This window comes from Pedococcus badiiscoriae, from assembly GCF_013408925.1.
GTDB lineage: Bacteria > Actinomycetota > Actinomycetes > Actinomycetales > Dermatophilaceae > Pedococcus > Pedococcus badiiscoriae.
On record NZ_JACCAB010000001.1, the window covers coordinates 2,566,916 to 2,585,764 of the forward strand.

Annotated in this window: 19 protein-coding genes and 1 tRNA gene; 12 read left to right on the plus strand and 8 right to left on the minus strand. The window is 70.9% G+C overall.

From position 1 onward, the window contains the following. The first annotated feature begins 1 nt into the window (after position 1). The gene (locus BJ986_RS12060) at positions 2-1,129 is read left to right on the plus strand and encodes a sensor histidine kinase (protein ID WP_179423819.1); all 1,128 of its coding nucleotides are present in this window, start codon (positions 2-4) and stop codon (positions 1,127-1,129) included. Here the strand turns inward: BJ986_RS12060 and BJ986_RS12065 are convergent. The 4 genes from BJ986_RS12065 to BJ986_RS12080 all read right to left on the minus strand — a co-directional run bounded on the left by BJ986_RS12065 (position 1,122) and on the right by BJ986_RS12080 (position 5,606). Next, entirely contained in the window at positions 1,122-2,165 is a 1,044-nt protein-coding gene (locus BJ986_RS12065; RefSeq protein ID WP_179422202.1) for an NAD-dependent epimerase/dehydratase family protein, read from the minus strand. The genes BJ986_RS12060 and BJ986_RS12065 overlap by 8 nt on opposite strands. Positions 2,166-2,222: 57 nt before the next feature. Continuing rightward, positions 2,223-3,500, minus strand: coding sequence for a fumarylacetoacetase (fahA, locus tag BJ986_RS12070; RefSeq protein WP_337795225.1), 1,278 nt, complete (start codon positions 3,498-3,500; stop codon positions 2,223-2,225). Positions 3,501-3,502: 2 nt separating this feature from the next. Continuing rightward, a complete protein-coding gene (locus tag BJ986_RS12075; protein ID WP_179422203.1) occupies positions 3,503-4,357 on the minus strand; it encodes a hypothetical protein in 855 nt (284 codons plus the stop codon). An 88-nt stretch (positions 4,358-4,445) separates the two neighbouring features. After that, positions 4,446-5,606: a papain-like cysteine protease family protein gene (locus BJ986_RS12080; protein WP_179422204.1), complete on the minus strand. Its 1,161-nt coding sequence runs from the start codon at positions 5,604-5,606 to the stop codon at positions 4,446-4,448. Positions 5,607-5,845: 239 nt separating this feature from the next. Here BJ986_RS12080 and BJ986_RS12085 point away from each other — a divergent pair, with 239 nt between their 5' ends. Then, positions 5,846-7,144, plus strand: coding sequence for a homogentisate 1,2-dioxygenase (locus BJ986_RS12085; protein WP_179422205.1), 1,299 nt, complete (start codon positions 5,846-5,848; stop codon positions 7,142-7,144). A gap of 135 nt (positions 7,145-7,279) precedes the next feature. Next, positions 7,280-9,193, plus strand: a complete 1,914-nt coding sequence (locus tag BJ986_RS12090) for a 5'-nucleotidase C-terminal domain-containing protein (protein WP_179422206.1) — start codon at positions 7,280-7,282, stop codon at positions 9,191-9,193. A 13-nt stretch (positions 9,194-9,206) separates the two neighbouring features. Here BJ986_RS12090 and BJ986_RS12095 read toward each other — a convergent pair whose 3' ends face one another. After that, positions 9,207-9,809 carry an isochorismatase family protein gene (locus BJ986_RS12095; RefSeq protein ID WP_272955400.1) on the minus strand — a complete coding sequence of 201 codons (603 nt, stop codon included), beginning with the start codon at positions 9,807-9,809 and terminating at the stop codon, positions 9,207-9,209. A 9-nt stretch (positions 9,810-9,818) separates the two neighbouring features. Next, positions 9,819-11,066 (minus strand): nicotinate phosphoribosyltransferase, encoded by a 1,248-nt coding sequence (locus tag BJ986_RS12100; RefSeq protein WP_202881638.1) that lies wholly within the window; start codon positions 11,064-11,066, stop codon positions 9,819-9,821. Between the two features lie 101 nt (positions 11,067-11,167). On the opposite strand from BJ986_RS12100, the gene clpS reads away from it, so the two are divergent. The 5 genes from clpS (at position 11,168) to BJ986_RS12125 (ending at position 14,579) form a co-directional block, all read left to right on the plus strand. Next, positions 11,168-11,458: an ATP-dependent Clp protease adapter ClpS gene (clpS, locus tag BJ986_RS12105; RefSeq protein ID WP_179423825.1), complete on the plus strand. Its 291-nt coding sequence runs from the start codon at positions 11,168-11,170 to the stop codon at positions 11,456-11,458. Position 11,459: 1 nt separating this feature from the next. Beyond that, positions 11,460-12,110: a DUF2017 family protein gene (locus tag BJ986_RS12110; protein WP_179422208.1), complete on the plus strand. Its 651-nt coding sequence runs from the start codon at positions 11,460-11,462 to the stop codon at positions 12,108-12,110. A gap of 93 nt (positions 12,111-12,203) precedes the next feature. Then, a complete protein-coding gene (murI, locus tag BJ986_RS12115) occupies positions 12,204-13,055 on the plus strand; it encodes a glutamate racemase (RefSeq protein WP_179422209.1) in 852 nt (283 codons plus the stop codon). Further along, on the plus strand, positions 13,052-13,825 hold the full coding sequence (locus BJ986_RS12120; RefSeq protein ID WP_179422210.1) for an MBL fold metallo-hydrolase: 774 nt from the start codon (positions 13,052-13,054) through the stop codon (positions 13,823-13,825). The genes murI and BJ986_RS12120 overlap by 4 nt, the downstream gene beginning before the upstream one ends. Before the next feature lie 34 nt (positions 13,826-13,859). Then, complete coding sequence (locus BJ986_RS12125; RefSeq protein WP_179422211.1) at positions 13,860-14,579, plus strand: MBL fold metallo-hydrolase; 720 nt, start codon at positions 13,860-13,862, stop codon at positions 14,577-14,579. 16 nt (positions 14,580-14,595) lie between these two features. Here BJ986_RS12125 and BJ986_RS12130 read toward each other — a convergent pair whose 3' ends face one another. Further along, a complete protein-coding gene (locus BJ986_RS12130) occupies positions 14,596-15,408 on the minus strand; it encodes a deoxyribonuclease IV (RefSeq protein ID WP_179422212.1) in 813 nt (270 codons plus the stop codon). A 57-nt stretch (positions 15,409-15,465) separates the two neighbouring features. On the opposite strand from BJ986_RS12130, the gene rph reads away from it, so the two are divergent. Together rph and rdgB are read left to right on the plus strand one after the other, a co-directional pair. Then, complete coding sequence (rph, locus tag BJ986_RS12135) at positions 15,466-16,212, plus strand: ribonuclease PH (RefSeq protein WP_179422213.1); 747 nt, start codon at positions 15,466-15,468, stop codon at positions 16,210-16,212. A gap of 35 nt (positions 16,213-16,247) precedes the next feature. Beyond that, entirely contained in the window at positions 16,248-16,871 is a 624-nt protein-coding gene (gene rdgB, locus BJ986_RS12140; protein ID WP_238338091.1) for an RdgB/HAM1 family non-canonical purine NTP pyrophosphatase, read from the plus strand. Between the two features lie 20 nt (positions 16,872-16,891). Here rdgB and BJ986_RS12145 read toward each other — a convergent pair. Further along, positions 16,892-16,975: transfer RNA gene (locus tag BJ986_RS12145), tRNA-Leu, on the minus strand. A 648-nt stretch (positions 16,976-17,623) separates the two neighbouring features. On the opposite strand from BJ986_RS12145, the gene BJ986_RS12155 reads away from it, so the two are divergent. Both BJ986_RS12155 and BJ986_RS12160 read left to right on the plus strand, forming a co-directional pair. Further along, positions 17,624-18,214 (plus strand): TMEM175 family protein, encoded by a 591-nt coding sequence (locus BJ986_RS12155; RefSeq protein WP_179422216.1) that lies wholly within the window; start codon positions 17,624-17,626, stop codon positions 18,212-18,214. Positions 18,215-18,218: 4 nt separating this feature from the next. Then, positions 18,219-18,845, plus strand: a complete 627-nt coding sequence (locus tag BJ986_RS12160; RefSeq protein WP_179422217.1) for a DUF1684 domain-containing protein — start codon at positions 18,219-18,221, stop codon at positions 18,843-18,845. Positions 18,846-18,849: the final 4 nt, after the last annotated feature.

Below are 18,849 nucleotides of genomic sequence, written 5' to 3' on the forward strand. Positions count from 1 at the left end.
CATGCAGCAGATCGCCTTCATCACCACGGCCGTCTGCCTGGCCGCGGGGCTGGTCGGGGGCGTCGTCCTCTCCCGCCTGCGAGGGCGGTCGACCGCGGTGCTGGTCGTCGTCGCGTCGCTGGTCCCGCTGGCCGCGGTGACCCTGGCGGTCTTCGTCAACGTCCAGCGGATGTTCATCTCCACCCATGACTCCACCGTCGTCCTCGTGGCGCTCGGTTGCGCCGGCCTCATCGGCGTGCTGCTGTCCCTCGTCCTGGGCCGTCAGGTGGCGGTGGAAGCCACTGCGCTCACGCGGTCCCTGCGGTCATGGGGCGACAGCACCAACGCAGCGAGCGTGCGGGAGAACCCCGTCTCCGCCGAGCTGTCGGCGCTGGGTCGTGAGCTCGACAGCACCCGCCGTCGCCTTGAGGCATCCGAACGCCGCGAGCGTGCCCTGGAGTCGTCCCGCCGTGAGCTGGTGGCGTTCATGTCGCACGACCTGCGGACCCCCCTGGCGGGTCTGCGGGCCCTCGCCGAGGGTCTCGAGGACGGGGTCATCGAACCCGAGCCCGCCCTGCGCCAGATGCGCCAGACGGTGGGGCGCCTCGACGGGCTGGTGGGCGACCTCTTCGAGCTGTCACGCGTCAGCGCCCCCGATGCCCAGCCCCGCGAGGACGCCGCCCTGGTCAGCCTCGTCGAGGTGGCCCACGACGTGGTCGCGGAGCTGCAGCAGCACGCCCAGCAGCGACACGTCGGCCTGCACCTGCAGGTCGCCGGTGACGACGACAGGCTGGCCGTGACGGGCAACGGCGACGAGCTGACCCGGCTCCTCGGCAACCTGGTCGGCAATGCCGTCCGGCACACCGCCGAGGGTGGGTCGGTCGTGGTCCGGGCGCACCGGTGCGAGGACGGCCGCACCCAGGTGTCCGTGGTGGACGAGTGCGGTGGCATCGCCGAGCCGGACCTGCCGCGGGTGTTCGAGGCGGGCTGGCGGGCCGATGCCGGGCGCAGTGGGAGGGACGCCGGCGCCGGGCTCGGCCTGGCGATCGCCAAGGGGATCGCCGAGTCGCACGCGGGGTCGATCTCGGTCGCGAACGTCGACGGCGGGTGCCGGTTCGACGTGGCGCTACCCGCCGCGGGGATCAGCTGAACGAGAGGCCGTCGAGCCCCGCGCGGAGCGGCACGGTGGCCCGCCAGCCGAGCTCGCGGGCGGCGCGTTCGCTCGACGCCGTGATGTGCCGGACGTCCCCGAGCCGGTAGCGCCCGGTCACGACGGGGTGCGGGGCCCCGGCCAGCAAGGACAGCTTGGCGGCCAGGTCACCGATGGTGTGCACCACGCCAGAACCCACGTTGTATGCCGTGTGCCCGGGTACGTCGCGCAGCAGTGCCGCGACGAAGGCGGCGGCCACGTCGTCGACGTGGACGAAGTCCCGGCGCTGACCACCGTCCTCATAGACCTGGGGCGACAGTCCCTGCGCGGCAGCCGTCCAGAAGATGGCGGCGACTCCCGAGTACGGGGTCGCCCGCGGCATACCCGGTCCGTAGACGTTGTGCAGCCGCAGGGAGGTGGCGGCGCCACCGGTCTCGCGCGCCCACACCGCCGCGAGCTGCTCCTGGGCGACCTTGGTGGCGGCGTAGGTGTTGCGGGGATCGGGCGCCGTGTCCTCGCCGACCAGCGCCGGGCTGAGGTCGGCGCCGCAGACCGGGCACCCGGGGTCGAAGTCGCCGCGGTCGAGCCGGTCCGTCGTGCGGAGCGCGGGGGACACGGGCCCGTGCGTATCGCAGGTGTAGGCGCCCTCGCCGTACACCACCATCGAGCTGGCCTGGACGACGTGCCGGACCCCGGCGCTGTGGCAGGCGCGCAGGACGGTCGCGGTGCCCAGGGAGTTGCTCGACACGTAGTCGTCCATGTCGTCCAGGTCCACGCCGAGGCCGACCTTGGCCGCGAGGTGGACCACGGCGTCAGCCCCACGCAGGTGCGCCCGTACGGTGGGCAGGTCGCGCACGTCCGCCTCCACGAGCTGTGCCCCGAGCGCGGACATCCGGTCGCGGGCCGCCGTGCCTGCGTCCCGGTGGACGTCGGGACGCAGGGAGTCCAGCACGACGACGTCGTCGACCGTCGGCGCGAGCGCGCGCACGACCGCGGTGCCGATGAACCCTGCACCACCGGTGACGACGACTCTCATGGACCCACCCTGCCAGCGGCTGCGGTCCCGTCAGGGCGCTCCGACCTTGCGGGGCCCTTACGCCTCGCGTGCGGGCACGATCCGTCCGCTGACCTCGCCGAGCCCGATCCGGGTGCCGCCCGCTCCCGCGGCGGTCGCCCTCAGGACGACGGTGTCGCCGTCCTCGAGGAAGGTGCGCTCCGCGCCGTCGCCGAGCGCGACGGGCTCCGTGCCGTTCCACGACAGCTCGAGGAAGCTGCCGCGGGTGTCCTTGGCGGCACCGGAGATGGTGCCCGAGCCGAACAGGTCCCCACTGCGGATCGACGCGCCGTTGACGGTGAGGTGGGCGAGCATCTGCGCGGGCGACCAGTACATGTCGCGGTACTCGGGACGGGACACGACGGTGCCGTTCCACTCCACCTCGAGGTGGAGGTCGAGGCCGAACACAGCATCCGGCGCACCGTTCAGGTAGGGCAGGGGCTGCGGGTCCTGGGTGGGGAGCGGGACGCGGGCCGCCGCCAGCGCGGCCATCGGGGTGACCCAGGCGCTGACCGAGGTCCCGAAGGACTTGCCGAGGAACGGGCCGAGCGGGACGTACTCCCAGGCCTGGATGTCCCGGGCGCTCCAGTCGTTGAGCAGGACGACTCCGAAGAGGTGCCGCTCGGCGGCCAGGGCGACCGCGACCGGCTCGCCCAGCGCGGTGCCCCCACCCACGACGAACCCCAGCTCGGCCTCGATGTCGAGCTTGCGGCTCGGGCCGAACGACGGCGCGGGGTCGGTCGCTGCCTTGCGCTGCCCCTGCGGGCGGACCACGTCGGTGCCCGACACCACGACCGTGCCCGCCCGCCCGTGGTAGCCGATGGGCAGGTGCTTCCAGTTCGGGGTGAGTGGCTCGGAGTCCGGCCGGAAGATCCGCCCGACGTTCGTCGCGTGGTGCTCGCTGGCGTAGAAGTCGACGTAGTCCGCGACCGCGATCGGCAGGTGCAGGGTGACGTCCTCGACGGGCACGAGGTGTGGCTTGACGCCTGCCTCGTGCACGTCGTCGGTGAGGATCTCCACGAGCCAGGCACGCGCGACGGCCCAGTCCTCGTGACCCAGGTCCAGGAACGCGTTGAGGCTGGGTCGTTCCCACGCCGCCGTGAGGTCCGGACCGTCGCCGACGCCGACCGTGTCGCGGCCGATGCGCGCCACCTCGCTGACGTCAAGCACCTGGTCGCCGATCCGCACCCCGACCCGCGGTGACGAGCCCGCGGTCGAGAAGACGCCATAGGGCAGGTGCGTGATCCCGAACGGGTGGTCGGGCGGCAGGTCCAGCCAGCTGCGGGGGGCCGGAGGGGAGGTCATGGGCGAGGTCATGGTCAGGCTCCTTGGATGAGGCCGAGGGTGGTCAGCTCGCCGAGCGGGTCGGTGACCTCGCAGCAGCCGTATGCCGTGAAGAAGGCCCTCACGATCGCCGCGTCGGCGGCGCTCATCCGGGTCACCTGGGGGACGAGGACGGCTGGATCCCGTTCGGCCAGAAGCGACACGAGGTCGTCGACCTCCTCGCCGTTGAGGGCCCAGCGGACGGCCAGCAGCACGTTGAGCAGCCCGTGCTGCTCCTGGCCGTCATGGGTGCCCCGGACTGCGTGGTGCAGGCCTCCGGTGAGCTTGAAGCCGAGGTCGTGGTCGATGACCGTCCGGATGAAGGTCGCGAGCTCTCGCTCGTGCGGCCAGGCCCAGGTCTCGGTGGCCCCGGTGCGGAACTTCGCCTGCAGCGCCACGGAATCCGACGCGTCCACGGCGAGGTCCGCGATCGCGACGAGCTGGTCCGCGCCGCGTGGCACCTCGAGGCTGAGGGGCAGGCCGTCGAAGACCGTGGCCCGCCAGTCCGGCGTCCAGCCGAGCTCGGCGCCCCTCACCTCCACGGCGGCCGTCGAGCGGAGTCGCTGCACGGCCGAGGCCACGTCGGAGCCCGGGGTGCCGGGCCGTCCGATGACCACCACCGACAGGGGCTCGCCGTCGACGAGGGGACCGAGGTCACCGGCGGCGGAGGCGGGGACGAGCAGCGGACCCACGCACGCGGCATACCCGCTGGCGCGGTGGACGCGGTGGCGGCGCACGGCCTCCGGCAGGGGGGCGTTGCCCGGCGGGAAGACGGCGGCATCGTCGACGAGGCCTGCGAACAGGGCTGGTTCGGCCAGGCGGTCAGCCAAGGCGTCAGACAGCGAGGTCATGGCGGTGAGGCTACTAGCGGCCAGGGGGCCGGGCGGCACAGGCCGACCAGCCCCCTGACGGAATCGAGGACAGCTCAGGGACGCAGGGTCACGCACCCATCGTGTCGTCCATGTCGGCCAGCGGCCGGGCGGCCTCACGCAGCGCCGTCAGGGCCTCTGCGAAGGGCACCGGCTCGCCCGTGGGCAGTGGCCCGACGGCCGTCAGCGGGATCAGCTGGTCGTCCTTGCCACCCTCGTAGCTCAGCCACAGGGCCTCGAAGTTCAGGGCGGGCACGCGGTAGAGCCGCAGCTCGCACGCCTGCTCCTGGCCTTCGACCTGCCTGACCGCCCCTTCGAGGGCCCTGGCGAACGGTTCGAGGTGGGTGGCCGAGGCCGACATCTGGCGGATGGTCCCCTCCTGGTCGTCGTCCACGTCGTAGTAGGCCCGTGGCACGCCGTCGACCGTCTCGTAGACCCGGATGCCAGACGGCACCCCCGAGGCGTCCTTCTTGCGCGAGAGGGCGTCGAGCCCGACGGTGTAGACGCGTTGCGCCAGGCCCAGCGAGGCCGTGGTGTCGGACGCGGACTGGCGGGCTGCCTCGGGGTTGACCTCCTGCTTCAGCTTGAGCAGGGGGCGGACCTCCCAGATCCGCCGGAGCACGGCTTCCTCGATGAGGATCGGGACGATGGGCAATCTGAAGTACCTCTTCGTGTAGTACGTGTGGGTCCAGCTGCCACTGCCCTGGTAGTTGGTCGAGAAGTCGTTGACGCTCAGGTGCGACTTCCCGTAGATCGGGTCGTCGATGTCAAAGTACTCAAGCCCGAGGAACGTCGTGTAGCCGTAGATGCACATGAAGTGGCCGCCGCCGCCGCTCCAGCCGATCCGGGCGCCGACCGGCCGACCCGCGTCGATCTCGGCGCGGACCGACGAGAACGACGCCGGACCGGTGATGCTCACGAAGTTGTTGGTCCGGGTCAGGGCCTTGTCGAGGTACCAGGGCACGTTGCACGGCCCGGGCACCGGCGAGTTGCAGCAGTCGGTCCGGGAGAGCTCGGCGCCGGCGACGCTGCACTGGGTCCAGCTGCTCCAGAACCAGTAGTAGTGCGACACCGAGGTCGACGTCGCGGCCCAGCACCAGTTGGACTGGGTCTGCGGTTGCATCGTGAAGTTCAGCTGTCTGGACTTGAAGAGCGTCCCCCACCAGTCCAGATCCCAGATCAACGAGCTGTACGGACGTGACGTCGCCGCCACCCATTCCTCAGCACCCATCGTGAAGCCCTCCTCCGAGTCGACCCGCCGGACGTTCGTCGGCGGTTTTCTGGGGGCACGACCAGTGTCCCGACGAAACGGCCGGATGGCCTCGTCCACCTGTCGTAGACCGCCGCGAGGACGGTTTGATCCGGATCGCGTGTGATGGCGTGGCGTGTCGGCGCGGTGTCCCGCTGGCGCCTCGACATGAAATGCTCGGCCTGGAATGGGCTCGGCACCCCCGGACGAGAGAGTGGACGATGGCGTTCTACCAGCACCAGGGCAACATCCCGCCCAAGCGGCACACCCAGCACCGCCGGCCGGCCGGCCGCGGGACCAAGGGCGAGCTCTACTACGAGGAGCTGATGGGGGAGGAGGGCTTCTCCTCCGACTCCTCGCTGCTCTACCACCGCAACATCCCCTCCACCATCGCCGCCGCCCGCGAGTGGGTCATCGGTGACCTGTCGACCGCGCCGAACCACCCGCTCATGCCCCGTCACCTCAAGCTGCACGACCTCTTCGAGGCCAAGGACGTGAAGACCACCGACGTCGTGACCGGGCGTCGCCTCGTCCTCGGCAACGGCGACGTGCGCATCTCGTATGCCGTGGCCGGCGCGCCAAGTCCCTGGTACCGCAACGGGATCGGCGACGAGTGCGTGTACGTCGAGCGCGGCCGGGCGCGCGTCGAGACGGTCTTCGGGGCGTTCGACGTGGCGGAGGGCGACTACCTCGTGATCCCGCGCGCCACCACGCACCGGTGGATCCCGCGACGGTCCAGCAAGGAGCCGCTGCGGGCCTACTGCATCGAGGCCAACTCACACATCACGCCCCCCAAGCGCTACCTGAGCAAGTACGGCCAGCTCCTGGAGCACGCCCCGTACTGTGAGCGCGACCTGCGCGGGCCAGCCGGTCCGCTCCTGGCCGAGGACGTCGGCGCCGCGGCGAACGACGAGACCGAGGTGTTCATCAAGCACCGCGGCAACGGTCCCTCGAGCAGCGGCGGGATCGTCGGGACCGTCCACACGCTGCCGTTCCACCCGCTCGACGTGGTCGGCTGGGACGGCTACCTGTACCCCTACGCCTTCAACGTGCGCGACTTCGAGCCGATCACCGGGCGGGTGCACCAGCCGCCGCCGGTGCACCAGGTCTTCGAGGGCTGGAACTTCGTCATCTGCAACTTCGTGCCGCGCAAGGTCGACTACCACCCCCTGTCGATCCCGGTGCCCTACTACCACTCCAACGTCGACAGCGACGAGATCATGTTCTACGTCGATGGTGACTACGAGGCACGCAAGGGGTCCGGTATCGGCAAGGGGTCCGTCTCGGTACACCCCGGCGGGCACGCACACGGGCCCCAGCCCGGTGCGTCCGAAGCCTCGATCGGCGTCGAGTACTTCGACGAGCTGGCCGTCATGGTCGACACCTTCCGCCCCCTCGAGCTCGGTGAGGGCGGCCGCGCCGTCGACGACGGAAAGTACGCGTGGTCGTGGAGCCGGGCAGGTGCCGCGGCCGGCGGCCCGGCCCGTGGCGGCGACGGATCGGACTACAGCATCGGGTGAGGTCGTTTCTGCCGGACGACGTGGTCGCCGCTCGGGGCACCGGTTAGGCTTGAGAAACCTGCCACGTCGACGCAGCCGTGGCCCGCGCACCGGGCACTCCGTTGAGCTCCCGGCCACCTGTCGCTGGAGGCAATCGTGACGTCCGCACGCACCGCCGTTCAGGAGCTTGCCCAGCAGGAGCGCAGCCGCCGCGAGCTGCTGGCGCTGGCTGTCGTCGGGGGAGCAGGAACTGCGTTGTTCGGGAGTGCGACGAAGGCGGACGCGGCGGCCGATGCGGGCCCTACCCCCGCCGGTGCGCCCGGACGGTTCCGGCTGACCGTGCTGGGGACCACGGACACCCACGGCAACGTCCTCAACTGGGATTACTTCAAGGACGCCGAGTACGACGACGGGGCCCACAACGACGTCGGCCTGGCCAAGATCTCGACCCTCGTGACGGCCATGCGTGCCGAGCGCGGCGCGGCCAGCACCCTGCTGATCGACGCCGGCGACACCATCCAGGGCACGCCCCTGTCGTACTACTACGCCAAGGTCGACCCGATCACCGGTGGCTCGGTGCACCCGATGGCCACCGCCATGAATGCCATGGGTTACGACGCGGCGGCGCTGGGCAACCACGAGTACAACTACGGCCTCGACACCCTGCGCACCTTCGAGTCGCAGTGCGACTTCCCGCTGCTCAGCGCCAACTCGGTGGACTGGAACACGGGTGCCCCCATCTTCACGCCTTACCTGATCCGCAGCTTCAAGGCCCGCGGCGGGAAGGACGTCAAGGTGGGCATCCTCGGCCTGGTCACACCGGGGGTGGCCATCTGGGACAAGGCGAACGTCGACGGCGAGGTCCGCTTTCCCGGGATCGTGGAGCAGGCCAAGGTCATGGTCCCGCGCCTCAAGGCTGCCGGCTGCGACCTGGTCATCGTGGCCTGCCACTCGGGCGCGACGCCCGGATCCTCGTACGGTGACGCCCTGCCGTTCCCGGAGAACGCCTCCCGCCAGCTCGCCGAGGAGGTGGCCGGGGTGGATGCCGTGCTCGTCGGCCACGCCCACGTCGAGATCGTCGAGAACCTCGTCGCCAGCAAGGTCACCCCGGGCAAGAAGGTGCTGCTGACCGAGCCGCTCAAGTGGGGCATGCGCCTGTCGGTGATGGACCTCGACCTCGAGATGGTCAAGGGCCGGTGGCAGCTGGTCGCGGCGCACTCGCACGTTCTCAACGCCGCCACCGTCCCGGAGGACCCTGCGGTGGCTGCGCTCATCCGGGACGACCACGCGGTCGTGCGCACCTACGTCAACTCGGTGATCGGCAGCTGCACCCTCGCCATGTCCGCGGCCACCGCGCGCTTCGAGGACACCGCCGCGATGGACTTCATCAACCGTGTCCAGGGCGAGGCCGTCAAGGCCGCGCTCGTGGGCACGCCGGACGAAGGGGCGCCGGTGCTGTCCATTGCGGCCCCCTTCAACCGGGACGCCGCCATCCCCGCGGGAAACGTCACGATCCGCGACATCGCCGGCCTCTACATCTACGACAACACGCTCTTGGGGATCCGCTTCACCGGCGCGCAGGTCAAGGCCTACCTCGAGTTTTCAGCCGTCTACTTCAAGACCGTCACGGGCACCGGGCCGTACGCTCCGGACGACGTGACCGGCGCCCTCAGCCCGACGACGGGGACCGCCATCCCGGACTACAACTACGACATCATGGGCGGCCTCGACGCCTCGCTGGCCTACGACATCGACATCGCCCAGCCCGTCGGCCAGCGGATCACCAACCTCACCTACGACGCCAAGCCGATCGACCCCGCCGCGCAGTTCGTCGTCGCCATCAACAACTACCGGCAGTCCGGTGGGGGCGGCTTCCCGGGAGTCAGGACCGCGCCGGTGGTCTACAACGCCCAGGCAGAGATCCGCCAGCTCCTGATCGACTGGACCGTCGCCAAGGGCGCCAACCACGAGCCGATCGACCCGACGACCTTCACGACGTACGACTGGAAGCTCGTCGCCAACGGTCAGCCGGTGGTCGTCGAGGGCGCCGCGGAGGGCGGTCGGCACTGACGCGGGCGCTCGGCTACCCGCGCACCACCTCGCCGCGGGTCGCGACCTCCGCCTCGGCGAGATCGGCCAGCGCGCGCGTCGTGCTCTCCGGCGCGACCCCGGCCGTCAGGTCGAGCAGCACCGTCGTGTCGAAGCCTTCGTCGGCGGAGTCGAGGGCGGTGGCGCGCACGCAGTAGTCCGTGGCGATCCCGACGACGTGCACCTCCTCGATGGCCCGGTCGCGCAGCCAGTCAGCCAGGCCGACCACCGCGTCCGCCTCTACCGTGTGACCCTCGAACCCGCTGTAGGCGGCGCTGTAGTGGCCCTTGCGGAAGATCGCCTCCACGAACTCGAACGCCGGTTCCGCCGCCGGGTGGAACAGCGCACCGTCGCTGCCGACCCGACAGTGCACCGGCCAGCTCTCCACGAAGTCAGGGGTGGCACTGAAGTGGGCCCCCGGGTCGTCGTGCCAGTCGGCGGTGGCGACGATCGCGGCATACTCCTCGTGGTGGGCGACCACGTGCTCGCTGATCCGTCGCGCGACCTCGGCGCCCCCCGGCACGGCGAGCGAACCGCCCTCGCAGAAGTCGTTCTGCACGTCGACGATGACCAGCGCCCGGCTCATGTCCCGGCTCATGTCCCGACGCTACAGCGGGTCGAGATAGGTCGTCGGGATGGCGGGCTCGCCGCGCTGCAGCCGCAGGGCAGCCACGGGAAGCTCCGCCAGCGAGGCCGCGTGGCGCTCCCGCGCGTCCTCGAGGGTCGAGGTCGAGACCGTGCGCCCGGCCACCATCAGGGGGCTGAGCAGCTCGCGGTCGTCGCCGTCGTCGAGTGGTGGCTGGCCGATCCCGACCACCTCGGCCTCGGCGGTCCCGCGCGCACTGCGCCGTCGCAGCGCGTACTTGCGGCCGGCGACGGAGGCCTTGTCCTTGCTCCTCTTGGCCACGCCGACCATCGTGCCCGAGGCGTCCTCGCGGGACACCAGCTTGTAGACCATCCCGGCGGTCGGGGCGCCCGAGCCCGTGACCAGCGACGTGCCGACGCCGTAACGGTCCACGGGCCCGGCGGCCAGCGCCGCGATGGCGTGCTCGTCGAGGTCGCTGGTCACGATGATCTGGGTGTCTCTGGCGCCGAGCCTGTCCAGCTGGTCGCGCACCTCCCGGGCCTGGACGAGCAGGTCGCCCGAGTCGAGCCGCACGCCGCCGAGCTCGGGCCCGGCCAGCTCCACGGCGAGGGCAACGGCCGTCGGCACGTCGTAGGTGTCGACGAGCAGCGTGGTGCCCTTGCCCAGCGCCGCGATCTGGGCGGTGAACGCCTCGCGTTCGTCGTCGTGCAGCAGGGTGAAGGCGTGCGCTGCGGTGCCGGCGGTGGGGACGCCGAAGCGCCGACCGGCCTCCAGGTTCGAGGTGGTCGCGAACCCCGCGATGTATGCCGCGCGGGCGGCAGCCACGGCGGCTTCCTCGTGCGTGCGGCGGGACCCCATCTCGATGCACGGCCGGTCGCCGGCTGCCGAGGTCATCCGCGAGGCGGCCGACGCGATGGCGCTGTCGTGGTTGAGGATGGAGAGCACCAACGTCTCCAGGACCACCCCGTGGGCGAAGTCCGCCTCGACCACCAGCACGGGTGAGCCGGGGAAGTAGCACTCGCCCTCGGCATACCCGACGATGTCGCCGTCGAAGCGGTAGTCCGCGAGGAAGGCCAGCGTCGGCTCGTCGACCACGGCGCGCAGCGCCTCGAGCTCGGCATCCCCGAAGCGGAACTGCTCGATGGCCGGGAGCAGGCGGCCCGTCCCGGCCACCACGCCGTAACGGCGTCCCTCCGGCAGCCGCCGGGCGAACACCTCGAACACGCAGCGGCGGGACGCGGCACCGCTGCGGAGGGCGGCTTCGAGCATGGTGAGCTCGTAGTGGTCGGTCAGCAGGGCCGTGCGCGGTGAACGGGAGGTCACGTCGGCAGCCTAAGGTGGTGGCCGTGCCAACCGCTGTCCCCCCGGAGATGTCCCTCGCGCCCGTCGAGCAGGAGAGTGCCTCCACCGACGAGCTGGCCGAGGTCGACGTCCCCTGGATCACGTTGGTGTGGAACGACCCGGTCAACCTGATGTCGTACGTCACCTTCGTCTTCCAGAGCTACTTCGGGTACTCGAAGTCGAAGGCGGAGAGGCTGATGCTGGACGTGCACACCAAGGGTCGCGCCGTCGTCTCGACCGGCGCCCGCGAGCGCATGGAAACCGACACCGAGGCACTCCAGGGCTACGGGCTGTGGGCCACCTTCCAGAAGGACAGCTGACGTGGCCCGGGGGTTCAAACGACGCGACGGACGCTATGTCGCGAAGCTCGACGCGGTGGAGCGCGGCCTGGTCGTCGGGCTGATGGAGCAGGTGCTCGAGCTCATCGAGCCGGACGATGCCGGAGCTCGCCAGGTCCAGCCGGGCGGCGAGGGCGGCGACGGCGGCGACGAGTTCGACGAGATCGTGGCTGGGCTCGGGGGCATCGGCATGGGGGTGTCGCTGTCGGCGGCCGACCAGGTGCCCGAGCTGTCCGGCTCGGTGCCGCGCGAACGCGACCCGGCGCTGGAGCGGATCTTCCCGACGGCCAACCGGCAGGACGACCAGATCGCTGCCGAGTTCCGGCGGCTGACCGAAGACGGCCTGCGGGCCCGCAAGTCGGGCAACCTCACCACGGCCATCCAGGCGCTGTCCGGCATCGAGGACCAGAAGGTCTCGCTCGAGCAGCCGCAGGCCCTGGCGTTGCTCATCGCGCTCACCGACGTGCGCCTGGTGCTGGGGGAGCGGCTGGGGCTCCAGCGCGACGACGACTTCGACCTGCTCGAGGAGCAGGTCTCGGGACTGCCCCCGGACGATCCGGCGGTGTATGCCCTGGCCGTCTACGACTTCCTCACCTGGTTGCAGGAGACGCTGGCCCACGCCCTCACCCCCTGACTCCCGGTGTGGTGAAGGATCTGGCGACGGATGTGACACACCAGACGTGACCTCGATGGGGTTCGCGGGGAGGTCGGCACCTAGCCTTGACCCGTGGCGGATGCACCCATCGGGATCTTCGACTCGGGCTACGGCGGGCTGACCGTCGCCCGTGCCGTGCTCGACCAGCTCCCGCACGAGTCGATCGCCTACTTCGGGGACACCGCCCGGGCGCCGTACGGTCCGCGCCCGATCGCGCAGTCCCGCGAGTTCGCCCTCGAGTGTCTCGACCGCCTCGTCGACCACGGTGTCAAGGCCCTCGTCATCGCCTGCAACACCGCGAGCGCGGCCGTCCTGCACGACGCCCGCGAGCGCTACGACGTGCCGGTGGTCGAGGTCATCCGCCCGGCCGTGCGACGGGCCGCCCGAGCCACGCGCAACCACCGCGTCGGGGTCATCTCCACCCAGGGCACCCACCAGTCGGGCGCCTACGTCGACGCGTTCGCGGCCGCCCCGCACCTCGACGTGACCAGCGTCCCGTGCCCGCGGTTCGTGGAGTTCGTCGAGTCCGGCGTCACGAGCGGGCCGGAGGTGATCGAGGTGGCCCGCGGCTACCTCGCCCCCCTCGTGGACGCTGACGTCGACACCCTGGTGCTCGGCTGCACCCACTACCCGCTGCTGACCGGGGCGATCGCCTACGTCATGGGCGACGGCGTGACCCTGGTGTCCTCCGCGGACGAGACGGCCAAGGACGTCTACCGGGTGCTGGCCGACTCCGACGCCCTGCGCCCTGCCCACCTCCCGCCGCCGAGCCACGGCTTCACGACCACCGGCGACGCGGCCGAGTTCACCCGGCTGGCGCGACGGTTCCTCGGTCCCGAGGTGGGCGCCGACAGCGACGCCGTCTTCGGTGGCGCCGTCGTCCGGTGCGTCCCGGCGCGCGCCGGCGCGGCAGGGTCGCGATGAGGCTCACCGTCGTCGGCTGCTCGGGCTCGTTCGCCGGCCCCGACTCGCCCGCCTCCTCCTACCTGGTCCAGGCCGAGCACGCCGGCCGCACGTGGTCTGTGGTCCTCGACCTGGGCAACGGTGCACTCGGACCGATGCAGCGGTTCGTCGACCTGGCCGAGATCGACGCGGTCTTCATCAGCCACCTGCACCCCGACCACTGCGTCGACATGTGCGGTCTCTATGTCACCCGCAAGTACCGCCCCGGCGGCCGGGTCGAGGGACAGCTGCCGGTGCACGCCCCGCCCGGGGCCGAGGAGCGCTTCGCGCTGATGTACCACGGCCTCGAGCACGCCGGGATGAGCACCGAGTTCGCGGTGCACGAGCTGGCCGACGCGCAGGTGACGCACGTCGGCCCGTTCACCGTCACGGCATACCGGGTGAACCATCCCGTGGAGGCCTACGGCTTCCGCGTCGAGGCGGACGGAGCCGTCCTCGCCTACACCGGCGACACCGACTCCTGCGATGCGCTCACGCCCTTGCTCACGGGGGCCGACCTGGCCCTGGCCGACAGCGCGTTCGTCGACGGCCGCGACGACACCCAGGGCGTCCACCTCTCCGGTGCCCGCGCGGCCGCGGCCGCTGTGGCGGCCGGTGGGGTCCAGCGACTGATGCTCACCCACATCCCACCCTGGAACGATCCGGAGGTATGCCGCAACCAGGCCGCCGCCGTCTGGTCGGGTCCGCTGGACCTCGCGGTCCAGGGCAAGGCGTACGAGCTCCAGGGGTAGCGCCGGAGGGGCCGACCCGGCATAGGCTCCGGACATGGCCAAGCAGGCGGCAGTTCCGGTCGCGCCCGGTGTCTGGCGGATCCCGTTGCTCGGGGACTTCGTCAACGGCTTCATCCTGCGCGACGACGACGGCCAGGTCACCTTGGTCGACATGGGCATCAAGCAGTCCGGCCCCAAGGTGATGGCAGCACTCGCCTCGATCGGCTCGGGCCCCTCCGACGTCACCCGGCTGCTCCTGACGCACGCCCACCCCGACCACGCGGGCGGGGCCGCGCACGTCGCCGAGCAGACGGGACGCGACGTCGGCATCCACGAGGCCGATGCCCCGTACGCGGAGACCGGTCACACCGCCGGGCGGGACCAGTCGTTTCTCATGGCCCGGATCATGACCAGGCTCATGGGCACCAACGCCTTTCCCGCGGTGACGGTGGGGGAGCGGCTCGTCGACGGCCAGGTGCTCGATGTCGCAGGCGGTCTGGAGGTGGTGCACACGCCTGGGCACTCACCCGGCCACGTGGCATACCTGCACCGCGAGTCGGGCGTGCTCATCACGGGCGACTCGATCTTCAACATCCGCGGGCTGCGGTGGCCGATCAAGTCGTTCTGCACGAACTTCGCGATGACCCAGAAGACCGCGCACCGGCTCGCCGAGCTCGACTACACGACGGCGGCGTTCACGCATGGTCCGCACCTGGCCGACCAGCCGCGCGAGCACATCCGCCGGTTCCTCACCACGCACCCGCTGGTGGACTGACGCCGCGGGGCGGGGTTCAGAGGCGCTCGCGCAACCAGTCGAGGTCTGCCCGCTGACCCTCCAGGCCGCCTCGCGTCTCGATGACCACCGGCGCCCCGGCGGCCCGCACGGCCCCCGCGAGCTCGTCGGGATCGATGAGGCCCTCGCCGAGGTTGGTGTGGCGATCCGCCCCCGAGTCGAACTCGTCGCGGCTGTCGTTGCAGTGCACGAGGTCGATCCGCCCGGTGATGGCCTTGATCCGGTCGACGGCGGTGGCCAGCGCGATGCCACCGGCGTGCGCGTGACAGGTGTCGAGGCAGAAGCCGACCTGGTCGGACCCCTCGGCGCTGCCGATGGCGTCCCAGACCCTCGCGATGCGATCGAGGGTGCGGGCCATGGCGTTGTCGCCGCCGGCGGTGTTCTCCAGGAGCAGGGGGATCTTGAGGTCGGTGGCCTCGATCGCCTTGCGCCAGTTGTCGAACCCCTTGTCGACCTCCTCGGCCTTGTCGACGTGGCCACCGTGCACGATCAGGCCCTTGGCCCCGATCGCGGCGCCGGCGTCGATGAACTGCTGGAGCAGCTTGCGGCTCGGGATGCGGATCCGGTTGTTGGTCGTCGCCACGTTGATGAGGTACGGCGCATGGACGTACAGGTCGACGTCTGCTGCCTGCGCCGCGGCACGCAGCGCCTCGGGCCCACCCTCGTACTCGTACTCGGGACCCTTGTAGCCCTGCGGGTTGCCGAGGAAGAACTGGCTGAGGCCCGCGCCGCGGTCCCGGGCCGCGGCGACCGGGTCGGACGAGTCGACGTGGGCGCCGATCCGCCGGGGCAGGGAGGTGGTGTCAGCCATGGGCCCAGCCTAGGCCGGGCCACCGACGCCCGGCACGGTCCGGTTAGCCTTGCCGACATGACTCGCCACGACGGACGCACCCCCGACCAGACCCGCGAGGTGCGCATCACGCGCAACTGGCTGGACCACGCCGAGGGCAGCGTGCTCGTCGAGTTCGGGCGGACCCGCGTGCTCGTCGCGGCGTCCTTCACCGAGGGCGTGCCGCGCTGGCTCAAGGGCAAGGGCACCGGCTGGGTGACGTCGGAGTACGAGATGCTGCCGCGCTCGACCAACACCCGCTCGGACCGCGAGTCGCGCAAGGGCAAGGTCGGCGGGCGCACCCACGAGATCAGCCGGCTGATCGGCCGGAGCCTGCGCGCCATCATCGACACCAAGGCGCTCGGTGAGAACACCATCGTCCTGGACTGCGACGTCCTCCAGGCTGACGGCGGGACCCGTACGGCCTCGATCACGGGGGCGTACGTCGCGCTCGTGGACGCCATCGAGGATGCCCGGGCGAAGGGCCTGATCCGCAAGGACGCCCAGCCGCTCACCGGCTCGATCGCGGCCGTGTCCGTGGGCATCGTCAAGGGCGAGGCGGTCATCGACCTCGACTACCCCGAGGACTCGACGGCAGAGACAGACATGAACGTCGTGATGACCGGCGACGGCCGTTTCGTGGAGATCCAGGGCACCGCCGAGGACGGCGCGTTTGACCGCGACATGCTCAACCGGCTGCTCGACAAGGCCACCGTCGGGTGCGCCGAGCTGACCCGCCTCCAGCAGGAGGCCCTCGCCGCCACGCCGCGCAAGCGGGTCCTTTGATGTCAACGCAGCCTGTGATGTCAACGCAGCCTGTGATGTCAACGCAGCCTGTGACCCGGATCGTCCTCGCCACCCGCAACGACCACAAGGTCGGCGAGCTGCGCGCCATCCTGGCCGACGTGTGCGAGGAGCTCGGTCTCGAGATCGTCGGGGCGACGGAGTTCGAGGGTGCACCCGACGTCGTCGAGGACGAGGTCACGTTCGAGGGGAACGCCCGGCTCAAGGCCGTGGCACTGGCCGCCCACACCGGGCTCCCGTCACTGGCTGACGACTCGGGCCTGGCCGTGGACGTGCTCGGTGGGGCCCCCGGCATCTTCTCGGCGCGCTGGTCGGGCCGCCACGGCGACGACCGGGCCAACCTCGAGCTGCTGCTCGCGCAGGTCGCCGACGTCAAGGACGAGCACCGCGCCGCGGCGTTCGTCTGCGCGGCCGTGCTGGCCCTGCCCGACGGCACGATCCGCGCCACCGAAGGACGTATGCCGGGTGCCCTGGCCCGAGAGCCCAAGGGCGCCAACGGTTTCGGCTACGACCCCATCCTGGTCGTCGAGGGCGACACGCGTCATGCCGCGGAGCTCAGCCCCGCGGAGAAGAATGCGATCTCGCACCGCGGCAAGGCTTTCCGCGCGATGGTCCCGCACCTGCGGGAGCTCCTCGGCTGACCTGCGCGCGTCGAGAGCCTTGGTGCCAGAGGGGGGACTCGAACCCCCACGCCTATGGCACGGCATCCTAAGTGCCGCGTGTCTACCAGTTCCACCACTCCGGCGAGCGCGGTCAGTCTACGCAGAGCCGTTGGTGGGCAAGCCGTCCGCCCCGCCTCCGGATGGGTATCCGCGCTTCCCGCGCCCGGCGAAGTTCGGTGTCTGCGCATGGCAGTTCGGACACAGGAACCGAAGGTTCTCCAGCCGGTTGTCGTGGAAGTCTCCGTTCCTGTGGTCGACGTGCAGCGTGAGCGGAGCTCCCTGCCAGGTTCCGTCGATCTGGCACCCTGCACAGCAATGGGGGACGCCGGACTCGAGCAGTGCTCGCCTCAAGAACTCGGGCTTAGTCCGCTGGCTCCCGAACGGCAGAACCTGCAGGATGTCCGCCGCGCTCCGACGAAGGTGTTGTCCGGATCCCTTGTACCGGACGAAATGGTGGGTCGGGATGCCGAACTCCTTGATCTTGCGGCTCACATGCGCGTGCGTTCCGCCTGCTTGAGGCATCCCCAAGAAGCGTAGGACGCCCATCACGGAGTCGGAGGCATCGACTGCCTCCTGAAGCAGCTCGGGGGTGTACTTGCGATGTTTCGTCCCCATCCACGAAACCTAGGACCACGCACTGACGGTGGAGGGGAAGCAGGGGCAGCACCCGCTCCTGGGCAGGGATCCTTGCGACAGAACCGTAGGTCGTTGGACGTGCCTAGACTCCCAGCATGCGGACCGGGCGGCTCGAGGCGTTCAGCGACGGTGTCCTGGCCATCCTCATCACCATCATGGTGCTGGAGCTCAAGGTCCCCACCGGCCCGACCTTCGACGACCTGAGGCCCTCCCTCGTCGGGTTGCTGACCTACCTGCTGAGCTTCGTCTACATCGGCATCTACTGGAACAACCACCACCACATGTTCCGGCTGGTCCGGCACGTGAGCGGGGCGATCCTGTGGGCCAACCTCGCGTTGCTCTTCATGCTCTCGCTGGTGCCGTTCACGACGGCCTGGATGGACGACACCCGGTTCGCGCGCCTGCCCGTCGTCGTCTACGGCGTCAACCTGCTGGCCGCGGCTGTGGCCTACTACGTGCTGCAGCTGGCGGTCTTCCGTCGCGACGGGTCGGACGGCCTGCTGCGCCAGGCGTTGGGACGCGACCTCAAGGGCAAGCTGAGCCCGGTCGTCTACGTGCTCGGCATCCTCGGCTCGGTCGCCGCTCCATGGATCGGGGTGCTGGCCTACGTCGCCGTCGCCATCACCTGGCTCGTGCCCGACCGCCGGGCCGAGCGGCTCATCCACGACCACGCCCTGGAGGACTGACCCCGTGTCCGAGACCGACGAAGACTTCACCTACCCGCCTGCGCTCGACGTCGCCTCGTGGCGTCGCGAGGTGCATGCGTTGTATGCCGCGGTGCGGGCCGAGCCGGACCCGGCCACCGCCCACGCGCTCTGGGTCGACACGCGCTCCCGGCTGTTCCAGGAACACCCCGCGTCCCCTCGTCGCGAGGGACAGGAGCTGAGGCACGCGCCGTACGACCCGGCATACCGGTTCGTCGTCGAGGTCGAAGGGGTCGGCGACGCCCAGGAGCCGTGGGAGTTCCGGTCGGCGACCGACGGGATCGTGCCCTTCACCGGTGCCGGTCGCGTCACCCTCGACGGGCTCGGGACCCTCGACGTCTGGTGGCTGAACTCCTACGGCGGCGGCGTGTTCCTGCCCGTGCGTGACGGGTCGGCGGGCAGCGAGACGTATGGGGCCGGGCGCTACCTACTCGACACGGTCAAGGGCACCGACCTCGGTCGGGACGAGCAGGGTCGCTGGGTGGTCGACCTCAACTTCGCCTACAACCCGTCCTGCGTCTACGACTACCGGTGGGTGTGCCCCCTCGCCCCCGCCGCCAACCGGCTCGAGGCGCGCACCCCGGTGGGCGAGCTGCTGCCCGAGGGGTACTGACCCG